Origin of the sequence: Reyranella sp. (genome assembly GCF_965227665.1) — a bacterium.
Taxonomy (GTDB): domain Bacteria; phylum Pseudomonadota; class Alphaproteobacteria; order Reyranellales; family Reyranellaceae; genus Reyranella.
On record NZ_OZ245767.1, the window covers coordinates 810868 to 827106 of the forward strand.

General features: G+C 67.6%; 12 protein-coding genes and 1 pseudogene. 6 read left to right on the forward strand and 7 right to left on the reverse strand.

The features are described 5' to 3' along the window. Positions 1-156: 156 nt before the first annotated feature. Entirely contained in the window at positions 157-909 is a 753-nt protein-coding gene (locus tag ACO07I_RS03975) for an SDR family NAD(P)-dependent oxidoreductase (RefSeq protein ID WP_422014540.1), read from the forward strand. On the opposite strand, the gene ACO07I_RS03980 is transcribed toward ACO07I_RS03975, so the two are convergent. The 3 genes from ACO07I_RS03980 to ACO07I_RS03990 are packed head-to-tail and all read right to left on the reverse strand — an operon-like array spanning position 906 to position 4031. Next, positions 906-2195: an alginate O-acetyltransferase AlgX-related protein gene (locus ACO07I_RS03980; RefSeq protein ID WP_422014542.1), complete on the reverse strand. Its 1290-nt coding sequence runs from the start codon at positions 2193-2195 to the stop codon at positions 906-908. The genes ACO07I_RS03975 and ACO07I_RS03980 overlap by 4 nt on opposite strands. Next, complete coding sequence (locus ACO07I_RS03985; protein WP_422014544.1) at positions 2188-3387, reverse strand: acyl-CoA dehydrogenase family protein; 1200 nt, start codon at positions 3385-3387, stop codon at positions 2188-2190. The genes ACO07I_RS03980 and ACO07I_RS03985 overlap by 8 nt, the downstream gene beginning before the upstream one ends. Further along, positions 3384-4031 carry a VWA domain-containing protein gene (locus tag ACO07I_RS03990; RefSeq protein WP_422014546.1) on the reverse strand — a complete coding sequence of 216 codons (648 nt, stop codon included), beginning with the start codon at positions 4029-4031 and terminating at the stop codon, positions 3384-3386. Before ACO07I_RS03990 ends, ACO07I_RS03985 begins: the two co-directional genes overlap by 4 nt. Before the next feature lie 133 nt (positions 4032-4164). Between ACO07I_RS03990 and ACO07I_RS03995 the strand changes: the two genes are divergently transcribed. Then, on the forward strand, positions 4165-5421 hold the full coding sequence (locus ACO07I_RS03995; protein WP_422014548.1) for an MFS transporter: 1257 nt from the start codon (positions 4165-4167) through the stop codon (positions 5419-5421). Here ACO07I_RS03995 and ACO07I_RS04000 read toward each other — a convergent pair. Together ACO07I_RS04000 and ACO07I_RS04005 are read right to left on the reverse strand one after the other, a co-directional pair. Further along, positions 5339-6274, reverse strand: coding sequence for a division plane positioning ATPase MipZ (locus ACO07I_RS04000; protein WP_422014550.1), 936 nt, complete (start codon positions 6272-6274; stop codon positions 5339-5341). The genes ACO07I_RS03995 and ACO07I_RS04000 overlap by 83 nt on opposite strands. After that, positions 6271-8382, reverse strand: coding sequence for a molybdopterin-containing oxidoreductase family protein (locus tag ACO07I_RS04005; RefSeq protein ID WP_422014552.1), 2112 nt, complete (start codon positions 8380-8382; stop codon positions 6271-6273). Before ACO07I_RS04005 ends, ACO07I_RS04000 begins: the two co-directional genes overlap by 4 nt. Before the next feature lie 104 nt (positions 8383-8486). Here ACO07I_RS04005 and ACO07I_RS04010 point away from each other — a divergent pair, with 104 nt between their 5' ends. Together ACO07I_RS04010 and ACO07I_RS04015 are read left to right on the forward strand one after the other, a co-directional pair. Beyond that, entirely contained in the window at positions 8487-9728 is a 1242-nt protein-coding gene (locus tag ACO07I_RS04010) for a hypothetical protein (RefSeq protein WP_422014554.1), read from the forward strand. A 16-nt stretch (positions 9729-9744) separates the two neighbouring features. Then, the gene (locus tag ACO07I_RS04015) at positions 9745-11388 is read left to right on the forward strand and encodes an AMP-binding protein (RefSeq protein ID WP_422014556.1); all 1644 of its coding nucleotides are present in this window, start codon (positions 9745-9747) and stop codon (positions 11386-11388) included. Between the two features lie 208 nt (positions 11389-11596). Here ACO07I_RS04015 and ACO07I_RS04020 read toward each other — a convergent pair whose 3' ends face one another. Beyond that, entirely contained in the window at positions 11597-13351 is a 1755-nt protein-coding gene (locus ACO07I_RS04020) for an ABC transporter transmembrane domain-containing protein (RefSeq protein WP_422014558.1), read from the reverse strand. Continuing rightward, on the reverse strand, positions 13348-13653 hold the full coding sequence (cyaY, locus tag ACO07I_RS04025) for an iron donor protein CyaY (protein ID WP_422014560.1): 306 nt from the start codon (positions 13651-13653) through the stop codon (positions 13348-13350). Before cyaY ends, ACO07I_RS04020 begins: the two co-directional genes overlap by 4 nt. A 126-nt stretch (positions 13654-13779) precedes the next feature. Here cyaY and rpmE point away from each other — a divergent pair. Beyond that, a pseudogene (gene rpmE, locus ACO07I_RS04030) lies at positions 13780-13992 on the forward strand (50S ribosomal protein L31); the annotation flags it as partial. Between the two features lie 121 nt (positions 13993-14113). Continuing rightward, positions 14114-16156 carry a molybdopterin-containing oxidoreductase family protein gene (locus ACO07I_RS04035; RefSeq protein WP_422014562.1) on the forward strand — a complete coding sequence of 681 codons (2043 nt, stop codon included), beginning with the start codon at positions 14114-14116 and terminating at the stop codon, positions 16154-16156. Positions 16157-16239 lie beyond the last annotated feature (83 nt).

Sequence of the window (16239 nt, forward strand, 5' to 3'; positions counted from 1 at the left end):
ATCAAGTTGCCCCCTGCCCTGTTCGTGGGCACCGTAAACCCTTAAGTGGATCGGCTAATCGATTCAATCGGCTATTGAGGCGGCGGCGCGCATGGCGCAGGACAAGGCTGGCACCTGGGCTGGCGCACGAAACCCTAACCTTGAAGGCGCTCCCACATGAAGACCTTTTCCAGCATCGTGATCACGGGCGCATCGAGCGGCATCGGCGAGGCGCTGGCGCTCGACTACGCAGGTCCCGGCGTGGCCCTGGCCCTGACCGGTCGGGATGCCGAGCGCCTCGAGACGGTCGCCGCCGGCTGCCGGGCGAAGGGGGCCACCGTCGTCGCGGCGACGATCGACGTCACCGACCGCGAGCGCTTCCTGCCGTGGTTGACGGCCTTCGACCAGGCGCATCCCGTGGACCTCGTGCTCGCGAACGCGGGCATCTCGATCGACAAGGACAATTCCTCGCTCGACGATTTCTCGATCATCCGCAAGACGCTCGACGTCAACATCAACGGCGTGCTGAACACCGTCGAGCCGTTGCTCGGCCCGATGATCGCACGCAAGCGCGGCCAGATCGGCATCGTTTCCTCGCTGGCGGGGTTCATCGGCCTGCCCTATTCGGCTTCGTACAATGCCAGCAAGGCCGCGGTGCGCGTCTGGGGCGAAAGCATCCGCTACGTGCTGAAGAAGGACGGAATCGGCGTCAGCGTCATCTGCCCCGGCTTCGTCGTCAGCCGCATCACGGCCGAGGCTCCCTTTCCCATGCCGTTTCTCATGAGCTCGGCCCGGGCATCGAAGATCATCCGCCGGGGCCTCGCCGCCAACAAGCCGCGCATCGCTTTCCCGATCGGCACCAAGGCCGGTGTCTGGCTGGGCTCCGTCCTGCCGGGCAGCTGGACGGCACGATTGCTGGGCGCCGCCTAGCGGCGTTCGAGCCGGCGCAGTTCCTGGAAGACGCGGCTGGCCGCGATCTCGACGCCCTTGTCCGTCCAGTGGGCGTCGCTGCGCCGGTAGGCGCCGCGTACGCCTTCGAAGTCCTTGCGCAGGTCGACGTAGCGGATCGAGGTCTTGCTCAAGGCTTCGAGCAGGCGGTCCTGCCTGTAGTCCGCGATCACGTTGAAGGCATAGAAGCGCGGCCAGTGCTTCCAGTAGTCGACATAGTCGGGATCGACGCTGCCCGGCGGCACGATGAACAGCACCAGCGGCACGCCACGCTCGCGGGCGGCGCGGTCCATCGCCGCCAGCCAGGACAGAGTCGCCTGTATGTCGCCCTCCTTCACCAGCCGCGCCGCCTGCTCCCTGGTCGTCGCCTCGAAATAGGGAGACTTCTCGACCTCGGCCTTGGTCATGAGGTTGAGCAGCCAGCCCTGCAACGACTCGTCGTCGGCCGTGCCGGAGGCATAGGCCTGCCAAAAGGCATCGCTGTCGCGGCCGAAGATGGCAACGATCTGCGGCTCGCTGAGGTCGGGGTAGTAATAGCGCCTGATGTGACGGGCGAGCGCGGGCGTGCGCTCCGCCGGCGGCAGCCGGGCGATCTTCGCCAGCGTGTCGAACTCCTGCGGCACCGGCTTGTTGGTCGTCAGCACCTCCGAAAGCCGCAGGCGGTTGACCAGTACCCAGTTGGCGTTCGGCATGAGGTTGCCCAGGATCGAGCCGCCCGGCGCCTCGCTGACCAGATCGGGCAGGATGCCCTGGCCGTATCCTTGGCCGTCGAAGACGAAGTCGTTGCCCGAGAAGAAGAACACCGCGAGCGCATCAGGCGAGAGCGCGAAGGCCACGTCGCGCAGCCGGTAGTAGTAGCTGCGCGGGCCGGTGGCGGAGATGCCGAGGTTGATCATCTCGGCGTTCGGCTGGCCGGCCTCGATGAAGCGCCGCTCGACCTCGCCGGGCAGGGTGAGACGCGTCAGCTGGAACTCGAGATAGCTGTCGCCGATGAAGACGGTGCGGAAGCCATCCGCCGCCGGCTTGGCGATGCTGCGCTCCTTGTCGCGCATGCCCCAGGAATTGAACGGCTCGAAGATCCAGGGCTTGTCGGCGAGGCCGGTGAAATCGGTCGACTGGACGTTGACCGGCGGCGTCGACCGCAGCGCGCGCGCGGGCCAGGACGGCGCCTCGAGCGAAGCCAGCCCTTCGAGGCCCACGAGTGTGACCCCCGCCAGGATCAGGCCGAATACGATCGCGTAAATCCGCTTGCGGCCGCTCTCAGTCATCGCCCGGCGTAATATAGGGCGAGTCCGACACGGTCCAGCGGGCCGGCCGTTCCTGGCGGAAGATCTGCCGGAGATGCACTTCGTCTGGCCCGTCGGCAATACGCAACATGCGCGCCACGGCGAAGGCACGGTGGATCGGCGCGTCGTCGCTTCCGCCCATGGCGCCGAACAGCTGCATCGCGCGGTCGGCGATGCGCTGGGCCATCTCCGGCACCGCGACCTTCACCATCGAGACGTCGCGCCACACCGCCTGGTGACCGTCATTGTCCAGCCGCTCCGCCGTGCGCAGGACCAGGAGGCGGGCCTGCTCGATCTCGATGCGAGAACGGGCAATCGCCTGCTGCGTCGAGTCGTAGTCGATCACCGCACGGCCGAACGTCCGGCGCTCGGCGGCCCGCGCCATCATGAGCTCGACGAGAACCTCGCAGGTGCCGATCGCGCGCATACAGTGATGCAGCCGCGCCGGTCCCAACCGCACCTGGGCCGCTGCGAAACCCTCGCCCTCCTCGCCCAGCAGATTCTCGGCCGGCACGCGCACGTCGTTGAAGTCCAGTTCGGCGATGGGCGCGATACTGTCCTCCCAGCCGAGGAAGCGAAGCTCGCGCACGATCCTGAGACCGGTTGTCGGCATCGGCACGATCACGCAGGAATGCCGGCCGGTGCGCGGCGCCTCCGGCCGCGACACGCCCATCACGATGACGAAGGCGCAGTCGGGATGGGCGCCGCCCGTGATGTACCACTTGCGGCCGTTTACCACCCACTCAGCGCCCTCGCGGCGCAGCGTTGTGGCGATGTTGGTCGCGTCGGAAGAGGCAACGTCGGGCTCCGTCATGCCGAAGGCCGAGCGCACGCGCCCCTCCAGCAGTGGCTCCAGCCAGCGCTTCTTCTGATCGGCGGTTGCCGCGTGCTGCAGCATGATCATGTTGGGCACGTCCGGCGCCTGGGCGTTGAACACTTCGGGCGCCCAAGGCAGGCGACCCATGATCTCCGCGATCGGCGCAAAGGCGCGATTGCTCATCCGGTCCGGCAGAGCGAGGTTCCACAAGCCGGCGGCGCGCGCCTTCGCCTTCAGTTCGGCCATGAACGGAGGAGTGCCCTTGCGGGCCGAGATATGAGCCACCCACTCGCGATGGCGCGGCAGAATCTCCTCGTCGAAGAAGCGCTCGACGGCAGCCAGCAGGTCCGCGGTCATTTCATCTGGTTGGTGAGAAGGGCCGCGACTCCGCCCTGGTCCTTGCCGTACTTCAGTAGCGCGGAGCGTCCGCCGGCTGCATAGGCGGCGACGGCACCGAGCAGGCGCTTGAGCTGGTCGGGGCTCGACCGGTCGAACTTGCAGTAGGCCCCTCGAGTGAGCTTGGCGATCTGCGGGAACAGCCGCGACGCCGTGCGATCGCTGCCCTCCTGGAACACGAAGACCGGCAGGCCGAGCAGCCCGAGTTGGCCCGCCTCGTGTCCCACCGCGTCGACATCCTCCTCGCAGCAGTCGCCGACGAACACCACGGCATCGAGGCGGCTCTCACGGCGCTGCTCGCCGGCATAGCGCAGCAGGCGGGCGATCTGGGTGCGTCCGGCCGCGCACCGCACGCTGCTCATCAGGCGTGCGAGTTCGCGACCGTCGGACGTCCACTTGCTGACCTTGAATTCCTCGAAGCCGCGATAGAAGGCCAGCCGCACGTCGAGGCCGCCCAGCGCATCGGCCGCCACGAACATTTCGCCCTGGATGGCGCAGGCATGATCCCAGGTCGGCTCGCGGCTCGCCGTCGCATCCATGGCGAACAGCAGACGGCCCCGTCCGCCCGGTCTGTGATCGACCGGCAGCTTGCCGACTTCGCGCACGAACGCATCCACGGCATTCGCACCTGCGGTAGACGGGACGTTGCGATCTCGGGCGCGATCCTCGGCCATGTCCTTTGACCCTCTGCGATGCGTTCAATATGGTGCAGCCGCGCGTTCGCGCCAACATTGAAGCATGACCGGAAACGCCCCCACTTTCGCCACGCTGCTGCTGCGCGTCTTCGTTCCGTTCGCGCTCGCCTATTTCCTTTCGTACATCTTCCGCGGCGTGAACGCGGTGATCTTCCCGTATCTCGAACGGGACGTCGGAATCAGCGCGGGCGACCTCGGCCTCCTGACCTCGGCCTTCTTCCTGTTCTTCGCCGGCTGCCAGCCGATCCTCGGCGTGATGCTCGACCGCTACGGGCCGCGCCGCGTACAGGCGGTGCTGCTGGCGATGGCGGCGATCGGCTCCGCGCTCTTCGGGCTGAGTCTCTCGCTCGGCGAGCTGATCGTGGCGCGCGTGTTGATCGGGTTGGGCTTCGCGGGCGGGCTGATGGCCGCCATCAAGGCGATCACGCTCTGGTACCCGCCCGAGCGCTGGGGGCTCATCACCGGCTTCCACATGATGGCGGGCGGACTGGGCGCGATGGCCGCGACCCTGCCGATCCAATGGTCGCTGTCTGTCATCAGCTGGCAGGGCCTGTTCTTCTGGCTGGCCGGGGTCTGCCTCGTCGTCTCCGTGATCCTGTTCACCGTCGTGCCGGAGCGCGGCACGCCGGCGGCAACCGGAACGCTGCGCGACCAGTTCCGCATCACCGGCATCGTGCTGACCAACGGCTTCTTCTGGCGCATTCAGCCGCTGCTCACCTTCCAGCAGATGGCGTTCATCGCCGCCATCACCCTGTGGATCGGCCCCTGGCTGCGCGACGTCGGCGGCTTCGCCAGCAACGAGACCCGTGCCGACATCCAGCTCTACACGACGGCGGTGATGACTGCGGGGTTTGCGCTGAGCGGCGTGCTGGCCGGCGCCTTCCGGCGCATCGGCGTCAGCGACTTCGCCTCCGCCAATCTCATCAGCACCCTGTTCGCGCTGGTATGCGCGTGGCTGGCGTTTGTGCCCTCGTTCTATCCCATCGTGGCCTGGCTGCTGTTCGGCTTCCTGGGCGCCTATCCCATCCAGTACATGCCGCTGCTGGCGCGCTCGTTCCCACCGCAATATGCCGGCCGGGTCAGCACAAGCTCCAATCTCGTGGTCTTCACGGTGATCTTCGGCGGCCAGTGGGCGATCGGAAAGGTCGTCGACCTCTGGCCGCGCACACCGACCGGCTACTCGCCGGACGGCTACACCTGGTCGTTCGGCCTGCTGTTCATTCTGCAGGCGGCTGGGCTTCTGTGGCTTCTTCTGTCGCGGGCACGTCCACTTCTGCAGGAGCGACCCCCGGCAGGTTGAGCGCCATGACGAGGTCACGCACCTCCTGGCGCGCCGCAACGTGGCTCAAGGTCAACGACGGTCCAGCTCCGCCGCTGCGCTTGAGATCGAGCAAGGTCAGCCCCATCAGGAAGAGCTCCTTGTAGATCACGCGCTCGCTGAGGCCCGCCGCCACCCGGAATCCGATGCGCTTGGCCAGCGCTTCGATCACGTTCCCCATGTCGCGCTTGTTGCGCGCCGCCAGCGAGGACAGGCGGTTGCGCATCACGATCCAGTCGACCGGCCGGCCGCCCTCGATGGCGCGAATCTGGCGCTGCTTCCAGACGGCTTCCGCATAGATCGAAGGCCGCACGATCTTCAGCGTGTCGGGATCGACGCGTGCCAGTAGATCGAGATCGATGAAACTGTCGTTCAGCGGCGTCAGCAACGTGTCGGCCCAGGTATGGGCCAGCCGACTGAGATGGGTGTCGCTGCCCGGCGTATCGATGATCACGAAGTCGGCCGCGCCGACCGCCGGTTCCAGCGCCGCCGCCAGCCGGGCACGCTCATCGGCCTCGGCCTCTCGGCGGTCGTTCAGGGTCGAGATCATCACCGGCTTATGCAGCGGCATGGGAAGGTCCAAGCCCTTCTTCGCCGAGTAGTTCGCGCGGTTCTCGATGTAGCGGCTGAGCGTTCCCTGGCGGGCATCGAGATCGAGCGTCGCGACGCGCGCGCCGTCCCTCATCAGCGATACGGCGATATGCAGCGCCGTCGTCGACTTGCCCGAGCCGCCCTTCTCGTTACCGATGACGAGGACGTGGCCGCGACCCTCGATCCGAGGGGCCTGCGTCTGGGCGATGCTCGGATTGGGCGCTGGTTGGAATGCCTCGCTCACTGGGCCTTGCGGATCCAGACGGCGGTGTCGTGGAACACCGCACCACCATTGGGCCAGCCGGGATCGGCCGAGGTCAGCGCATTGATGCCGATGCCGGTCTCGAAGTTGCGGTTGGGCCAGATACCCTCGACCACGACGACGCCCTTCTGCTGGCCCTCGCGCGGCCTGGCATTGACCACGGTCTTGCCGCGCTCGTTGCCGATCTCGAGCCGCTCGCCCTCGGCGATGCCCATGGCGATGCAGTCGTCGGGGTTCATCAGCGCCGTCGGCCGGACCTCGCGCTTCTGCGAACTCGGCGTCTCGGTGAAGGTCGAATTGAGGAAGGTGCGCGCCGGCGCCGCGACCAGCCGGAACGGCTTGTCGTCGGTGGCCTTGTCGATCACGTCGAAATGGTCGGGCAGGACCGGCATTTCCTTGCCGCGCGGCCCATAGGCCGCCCAGTCGGGCTTGAAGCGGAACTTCTTGTCGGGCCAGGCGAAGCCGTCGAGGAAATGCGACGTCTCGAAGCCCAGATGGAAGTCCTGACCGCCCTTCTGCCAGTTGGTCTCGGCATCCCACATGCCCGAGACCTTGAGCGTCTCGTCCATGATCTCCCACGGCGTCATGTCGAAGCCGCGATGCTTGGCACCCAGGCGCTTTGCGAGTTCGGAAATCACGAAGTGGTTCTCGCGGCACTCGCCCGGCGCGTCAATCACCGCCTTCGCGACCTGGAAGAAAGTATGGCCGCTGGCTGTGTAAAAGTCGTCGTGCTCGAGGAACATGGTGGCCGGCAGCACGATGTCGGCGAAGGAAACCGTCTCGGTCATGAACTGCTCGTGCACGCAGGTGAACAGGTCTTCCCGCTTGAAGCCCTTGTGCACCAGCTCGAGCTCCGGACAGACCATCGCCGGGTTGGTGTTCTGGATCAGCAGGCCGGTGACCGGCGGGCCGTTCTTCAGCGCCTCGGCATCGTTGGTAAGCACCGGCCCCAGCCGCGACTGGTCGAGATCGCGGATCGAGGGATCGACCATGTCGAGCCCTTCGATCAGCGTCTTGTTGATCGGGTACATGCCAGTGTGGCCGTAGAGGGCACCGCCGCCCTTGTACTGCCAGGCGCCGGTGACCGCGGGCAGGCAGGTCACGGCATGCATGTTGGCGGCGCCGTTGCGGCTGCGGCTGAAGCCGTGATGGCAGCGGATGAACGATGCTTTGCTTTGCCCGTAGAGCCGCGCGAAGGACACGATCTCTTCGACCGAAAGCCCGGTGATCTTCGAGGCCCATTCCGGCGTTCGCGTGGCCACATGCGCGGCCAGCTCGTCCGGCGCGTCGGTGTACTTGCGCAGGTAATCCCAGTCGGCATAGCCCTCCTTGAAGAGGACGTGCATCACGCCGACCGCCAGCGCGCCATCGGTGCCGGGACGCACGGCGAGATGGATGTCGGCCTGGTCGGCCGTTCCCGTGCGATAGGGATCGACCACGACGAGCTTGGCGCCGCGCTTCTTCGCCTTCATCGCGTGGGTCATCACGTTGACCTGGGTGTTCACGGGATTGCCGCCCCAGATCACCACCAGCTCGGCATGCTCGTCGATCTCGCGCACGTCGGCACCGCGCTTGGCGCCGACACCGGCGATCCAGCCGGTATCGGACAGGGTCACGCAGATGGTCGAGAAATAGCGCGAATACTTCATCGCGTTGCGCAGGCGGTTGATGCCGTCGCGCTGCACCAGCCCCATCGTGCCGGCATAATAGTAAGGCCAGATGGTCTCGCTGCCGTGCTGGCGCGCCTTGGCGATGAACTGCTCGGCCACGATATCGAGCGCATCGGTCCACGAGATCTCGGCGAATTGCTTCGAGCCCTTCGGTCCGACCCGCCGCAGTGGCTTCATCAGCCGGTCGGGATGGTGGATGCGCTCCGCATAACGCGCGACCTTCTCGCAGATCACGCCGGCGGTGTAGTCGTTGCGCATCGAGCCGCGGACACGGCCGATCTTGGCATTGCTCAGCCGCTCGACGTCGAGCGCGCAGGTGCTGGTGCAGTCATGTGGGCAGACCGACGGAACAGTGGTCGTGCCCGACTCCCCGCTCCTGGCACGGGCGATCGGCGGGTAGGCATGATCGTCGGGGGACATCTGGACGCTCCACGAGAAGTGCCGCAGCATACAGACCGGTCACCGCCCGTGAAAGCGGCCTCAGGGAGTGGAAAGTCAGCGTGTTTTCTCAGGATCGGGTCTCCGTGGGCGCCGTTCGGCGTGCCAGCGCTGCCGATGCCGAGGGCATCGCCCGACTTTTCCCCAGCCTTCCGCCTCTCGCCTCGACGAGCGATACGCGCGCGATCTTCCTGATCGACGGCGAAACGGCGCCGCTCGGCGCCGTGCTGCTGGAGCAGGCTGCCGGCCATCTGGCCGTCGGTCTCCTGGCGACCTCGTCCGATGGCGAACGTCATGAAGTGGCGCGCGCGCTGATCGCCTTCGCCGAGATGGCGGCGCGCGCGATCGGCCTGCGCGAGGTGCGGCTCGACGGCAGCGTGTCCCCCGACCTCGCCGCGTCGCTCGGCTACCGCGACGGCACTAAGCGCATCCGCACCGGCAAGCTCGCCGCGATGACCGATCATCTCGAGGCGCTGGGCGTGCCGCTGTGGCGCGACGGCGCCGCGCCGTTCGATCTCACGCTCTACTATCGCGGCGTCTGGGCGGCGATGGCGTTGCTGCTCGGGTTCGGCAGCATCACCCTCGCCGTTTTCGGTCCCGGCCAGGTGACCCTGCTTCATGTGCTGGGCCCCGCCCTGCTCTGCCTCGGCGCCTCCGCCTTCGCCTTCGTGCAGGTCTGCCTGATCGCGATTGCCGCGCGGCGCCGCGCGCCCGTCCCGATCGCCCTCGGCATCTTCCTCGCCGCCGCGCTGTCGATCGCCGGCATCGGCGGTCTGTTCTACGAGCGGGCCGTGCCGTCGATCGGCGAGTTGTGGGCGATCTATTCCGGCGACGAGGCGCTCGACACGCTTGCCGTCACGCTGAGCCCCGATGGCACGGCGCTCAACATCGAGGGTGCCTACGGCACCGGCAGCGCCGACACGGTGCGGCGCGCGCTGGACCAGCATCCCTCGGTGCGTCGCGTCGTCCTCGCCGGGCCGGGTGGCCGCATCGGAACCGCCTTCGAGATCAACCGCATGATCCGCAACCGCCGGCTGGCGACGCGCGTCGAGAGCGGCTGCGCCTCCGCCTGCACCATCGCCTTCCTCGGCGGCAACGAGCGATCGATCGCGCCCGGTGGACGGCTGGGCTTCCACCAGGGCAGCTTCCCGGGCCTCGGTCCGAACGATCTGTACGAGAGCAATCGCGACATGCGGCGCTTCCTGGTCGCGAGCGGCGTCACGCCCGAATTCGCGCAGCGCGTGATCGATACGCCGCCCGATGAAATCTGGACGCCGACGCCGCAGGAACTGCTGGCCGGCCGCGTCGTGCAACGCGTCACTCGCTAACGAAGGTTCTACGGGCATGATCCCTCGCGGTCTCGGCTACGACGACGCCATGCGGCAGTTCCGCTGGCCCACGCCTCAGCGCTTCAACATCGGTCGCGCGGTCTGCGAACGCCACGCGCCCGACACGCTGGCGATGATCGTCGAGAATGCCGATGGATCGGTGCGCAACTGGACCTTCGGCCAGCTCCTGGCCGCCAGTTCGCGGCTGGCCAACGCGCTGGTCGCCCGCGGTATCAACAAAGGCGACCGGGTCGCGGTATTCCTGAGCCAGGGCGCCGAGCTCACGATCTGCCACCTCGCCGGCTATCGCATGGGCGCCGTCGTGCTGCCGCTCTTCACCCTGTTCGGCGAGGAGGCGATCGAATACCGCCTGGCCAACGCCGAGGCCTCGGCCGTCGTCACCGACATGAGCCAGCTGCCGAAGCTGCTGGCGGTGCGGGACCGCCTGCCCCACCTCAAGACGATCATCGTGATAGGCGCCGGCGCGCATGGCAGTGCGTTCCTCGACTGGGACCGGCTGCTCGGCGCCGCTTCCGACCGCTTCACCACGGTCGACACGGCGGCCGAAGATCCGGCGCTGCTGATCTATACCTCCGGCACGACCGGCCAGCCCAAGGGTGCGCTGCACGCGCATCGCATGATGCTGGGCTGCATTCCCGCCGTGGAACAGTGGCTGGGCCACTGGCCGCGCGGCAACGAGGTCATGTGGACCCCGGCCGAATGGGCCTGGATCGCCGGCCTCTACGACGCCCTTTTCCCCGCTTGGTACTATGGCACGCCAGTGCTGGCCCACCGCTTCGCCAAGTTCGATCCGGAACGGGCCTTCGCCATGCTGGCCAAACACCGCGTCGGGGTGAGCTTCATCCCGCCGACCGCGCTCAAGATGATGCGGCAGGTCCACAGGCCGCAGGACCGTTGGACCTACGACATCCGCGCGGTCTCGACCGGCGGCGAGGCCATGGGTGAGGAGTTGCTGAGCTGGGGCCGCGACACGTTCGGCACGACCATCTCGGAGGGCTACGGCCAGACCGAAATGAACCTGATGCTGCTGAATTCACCCGACTGGTTCGAGGTCCGCGCCGGCTCCTGCGGCCGTGCCTGCCCCGGCCGCAAGGTGGCGGTCGTCGATGGCGAGGGCAACGTCCTGCCGCCCGGCCAGGAAGGCCAGATCGCGGGCTGGCGGCACGATCCCATCGTCATGCTGGAATACTGGCGCAATCCCGAGGCCACGGCGCGCAAATATGCCGGCGACTGGCTGCTGACCGGCGATCTCGGCACCATCGACGAGGACGGCTACGTCTTCTTCAAGAGCCGCGACGACGACGTCATCACCTCGGGCGGCTACCGCATCGGGCCCGGCGAGATCGAGGAATGCCTGATGAAGCATCCCGCGGTGGCGATGGTCGGGGTCGTGGGCGTGCCCGACCGGCTGCGGACCGAGATCGTGAAGGCCTTCGTCCAGCTCAGGCCGGAGATCGCGCCCACCGACTCGCTCAAGATCGACCTGGCGAACTTCGTGAAGACCCGCCTCGCAGCGCACGAGTATCCGCGCGAGGTCGAGTTCGTCGCGGAACTGCCGCTGACCACGACCGGCAAGATCCTGCGCCGCGAACTCAGGCGCCGCGACGCCGAGCGTGGCGACGTCGTAAGACTTCGTTAGGTCAGGAGCGTCTGGACGCCTTCGACGAAGCTGTTGAGGAGCGTGGCGAGTCCGATCAGGGCTGCCGGCCACCACGAAGCGAGGCGGATCGCAGGGGCGTTGGAAAACACGGTCTCTTCGTATCCAAATGAAGTTCGGAATATGGATTAACCATATCCCTCACCTCATTGAATTTCAACGATTTTTCCACCCCGCTTAAAGTGCGATATCAGCTCGCGGCCGTCGCCACGTTGAACTGCAGCTCAGCCAGCCGGGCGTAGAGGCCACCGCGGCGCACCAGCTCGGCGTGGGATCCGATGTCGACCACCCGTCCCTGGTCGAGAACGACGATGCGATCGGCCTTCTGCACCGTGGCGAGGCGGTGGGCGATCACCAGGGTCGTGCGGTTGCGCATCACCCGATCGAGGGCCTGCTGGACCGCCAGCTCGCTCTCGGCATCGAGGGCACTCGTCGCCTCGTCGAGCAGCAGCACGGCGGGGTCGCAGAGCAGCGCCCGGGCAATCGCGATGCGCTGGCGCTGCCCGCCCGAGAGCCTCACGCCGCGCGCCCCGAGGTCGGTGGCAAAGCCGTGCGGCAGGGCCTCGATGAAGCCCAGCGCCGAGGCCGCGTCGGCGGCGGCCCGCACCTCGGCATCGCTGGCGTCGGGGCGCCCGTAGCGGATGTTCTCCGTGACCGAGGTGCTGAACAGGGTCGGATCCTGCGGGACGACGGCCAGCGACCGCCGCAGGTCGCCCAACGCGAGATCCCTTATGTCGATGCCGTCCAGGCGGATCGTGCCCTTCTCCGGATCGTAGAAGCGCAGCAGCAGGTTGAAGGCGGTCGTCTTGCCGGCGCCCGAGGGACCGACGATCGCCACGGTCTCGCCCGGCGCGATCGCCAGGTCGAAGCGATCGAGGGCGAGCGCGTCGGTGCGCGTCGGGTAGCGGAACGAGACCTCCTCGAAGGACACCGCTCCCTTCACCGGCTTGGGCAGGGGCTTGGGATGGGCCGGCTCGGCGATCGACGGCGCTTCCGCGCGCAGTTCGGCCAGCCGCTCGGCCGCGCCCGAGGCGCGCTGCAGGTCGCCGATCGTCTCGCTGATCGCGCCGCCCGAGCTGGCGACCAGGACCGCATAGAACACGAAGGCCGAGAGATCGCCGGCGGTGATGCGGCCGGTCAGCACGTCATGCCCGCCCATCCACAGCAGGAAGCCCACGGCCGAGAAGACGATGAAGATGACCAGGGTGGTCATGATCGCCCGGCGCGACACCCGCCGTGTGGCGGCGACGAAGGCCCGCTCGGTCGCCTGACCGAAACGCTGGGCGGCCCGATCCTCCTGGGCGAAGGCCTGGACCGTGCGCACGCCGTCCAGGGTCTCGGCCCCTTCCGACACCATCTCGCCCATGCGGGCCTGGGACTCGCGCGACAGCGCCTTCACCTGGCGGCCGAACACGATGATCGGCACGACGGTCAGCGGCACCACCGCGAGCGTCCACAAAGCGAGCTTGGGGTTCGTCACCACCAGCATAACCACCCCGCCGATGCACATCAGGGTGTTGCGCAGCGCCACAGAGGCCGAGGAGCCGATCACCTGCTCGATGAGCTGCGCGTCGGCCGAAATGCGGCTCATGACGTCGCCCGAGCGCTTGATCTCGAACCAGGCCGGCCCCAGCCGCACGACATGGTCGAAGAGGTCACGGCGCAGGTCGCCCACCACCCGCTCGCCCAGCCAGGAGACCAGGTAGAAGCGCGCGCCCGAGGCGATCGCCAGGACGACGGCCACGGCCAGCAGCGAGGCCAGGGCATAGTTGAGAATATCCGGCCGGCCCTGGGCGAAGCCGCGGTCGATCAGGGCGCGCAGGCAGGCACCGAAGGCCAGCACCGTCCCCGCCGCCACCAGCAGAGACAGGAGGGCCATGATCGTGCGCCCGCGATAGGGCTTGAGATACGGCCCCAACAGGGCCAGGCCGCCGAACCGGTTCATGGGGCCTGCCAGTTCAGTTCGACGCCCAGTTCGGTTCCGAGGACGGCCAGCAGCCCGTCGCCGCCCCGCGTGTCCTGCCACTGGCCGGACGGCGCATCGAACGCGTAATGCCGGGCGCCGCTCACGGGCGAACTCAGCCATATCTGCTGGGTGGGCGCATGTTTGTTGACGATCCAGGTGCCCGCCTCACCCTCGACCGTCAGGATTCCGCCCTGGAGTTCGGCATCGACATGGTCTGCCAGCGCCTCCTCGAGAGTCGCGAGCAGGCTGTCGGCGAGAGTTTCGAAGGCTGAATCGCTCATGGCGGCCGGTCTACAAGCCATGGCGGGGCCGTACAACCAGCTTGTCGCCGCGCCCCGGGGACTGTATATCCCCGCCCCTGTTGCGCCGGCCGGTCGGAATCGGCCCTGAAGCGCTGGAGAGAGATCATGCAAGAGAAGATTCACCCCGACTATCACACGATCACCGTCGTGATGACCGATGGCACGTCCTTCGAGACGAAGTCGACCTGGGGCAAGGAAGGCGCGAGCCTGCGCCTCGACATCGATCCGAAGACGCATCCGGCCTGGACCGGCGTACGCCAGAGCATCGATCGCGGCGGCCGCGTGCAGCGCTTCCGCAATCGCTTCGGCATGATCGGCAGCGACAAGACCGACACGCCCAAGGAAGAAGCCAAGCCGGACGCCGAGAAGAAGTAAGCCCGCTTCTTCTTTCGGCGCTTCTGCTACATTACGGCCGCGATACCCTTCGGGAGGCGGCGTAGTGAAATCTGTCAGAGTTGTTTGTGCCCACGATTGTCCCGACATGTGCTCTCTCATTGCACATGTCGACAACGGTAAGGTCGTGCGCATCCAGGGTGACCCCGACCAGCCGTACACGGCCGGTTTCGCCTGCGGCAAGGTCAACCGCGACAGCGACCTGGTGAACTCGCCCGAGCGCCTCGCCACGCCGCTGCGCCGCACCGGGCCCAAGGGCTCGGGCCAGTTCGAGCCCATCACCTGGGACGAGGCGCTCGACGAGATCTCGCAGCGCTGGAAGTCGATCATTGCCGAGAGCGGCCCGCTCGCCATCCTGGGCTACGCCTACTCCGCCCATCAGGGCCTGATGAACCGCGGCCTGGTGAACGGCCTGTTCCACGCGCTCGGCACGTCGCGCCTGCAGGCCGGCACGGTCTGCGACACGTGCTGCGAGACCGCCTGGGAAATGACGGTGGGCCCGGTGGGCGGCGCCGATCCCGAATCGGTCGTGCATTCCGACCTGGTGATCTCGTGGGGCGCCGACCTGGCCGCCACCAACGTGCATTTCTGGGCCCTGGCCGAGAGCCAGCGCAAGAAGACCGGCATGCCGATCGTCGTGATCGACCCGCGCCGCACGCGCAGCGCCAAGGCGGCCGACCTCTACCTCCCCATCCGAATCGGCACCGACGCCGCCCTGGCGCTCGGCGTCATGCACATCCTGGTACGCGACGGGCTCGCCAACCGCGACTACATCGCCGCCCACACGCTGGGCTTCGACAAGGTCGAGCGCGAGGTACTGCCGAAGTTCACGCCGGCGCGAACCGCCGAGATCACCGGCCTCGCCGTCGCCGACATCGAGAAGTTCGCGGCACTGTACGGCAAGGCCAAGGCCGCGCTGATCCGCCTCGGCGAAGGCATGACCCGCCTCACCCATGGCGGCCAGGCGCTGCGCACCGTGGCGCTGCTGCCGGGCGTCGCCGGTCACTACGGCGTCAAGGGCGGCGGCGCGCTGCTGCTGACGGCTGCCTCGTGCGATCTCAACTATGCCGCCGTCCGCAAGCCTTCCGGGCCGGCGACGGCGCGCATGGTGAACCATCTGCGTCTCGGCGAAGAGCTCCTCAACATGCAGGATCCGCCGATCCGCGCCCTGTTCGTGGCCGCCAACAATCCGGTCGTGACCTGCCCCGAAGTGCGCAAGGTGCAGAAGGGCCTGATGCGCGAGGACCTGTTCACCGTCGTGCACGACCCGTTCATGACCGACACCGCGCGCTATGCCGACATCGTCCTGCCGGCCGCGAACTATCTCGAGACCGACGATCTCTACCGGGCCTATGGCGCCTACTGGATGCAGTGGGGCCAGAAGGCGGTCGAGCCGGCGGGCGAGGCGCGCTCCAACTTCCATGTCGCGCAGGCGCTGGCGCAGCGCATGGGGATCACCGACGCGATCTTCAGCCTGTCGCCGCGCGAAGCCGCCGAGGAGTTCTTCAAGGGCTCGACCGGCCCGGCCTCGAAGGTCGACCGCAACGAGCTGTTCGCGGGCGTGCCGCTCAACATCAAGCACGACTGGGACGGCCAGCCCTTCAAGACTCCGTCGGGCAAGCTCGAATTCTACTCAGAGCAGTTGGCCAAGCAGGGCCTGCCGCCGATGCCCGATTGGGAAGCCGATCCCATCGAGGCCGAGGAAGCGGCCCGCTGGCCGCTGCGCCTGCTGACCGCGCCGGGCTACTTCCAGGCCCACACGGCCTTCTCCGGCGTCGGCTTCCTGCGCCAACGCGAGGGCAAGCCGTTCTGCATCCTGCATCCCGACGACGCCGCCAAGCGCGGTCTCGCGGACGGCGCCCCGGTGCGCGTGTTCAACGACCGCGGCGAGATCGGCCTGGTCCTCAAAGTTGCCGACGAGGTCCAGCCGGGCGTCCTGCTGGTGCCGGGCCAGCGCCCCGTGGGCGAGGCCGTGTCGGGCACGATCAACATGCTCTGCTCGGACCGCTACACCGACATGGGCGAAGGCGCGACCTACCAGAGCACCTGGCTCGAGGTCGCCCCCTGGAAGGACGCGGCGGCGGCCTAAAGAAGGACTAAAGGTCCCTCGCCCGCTCCAGGGCGGGGGTTACCCCGCCCGCGATGACATCCCGAGCGAAGCGAGGGACCTTT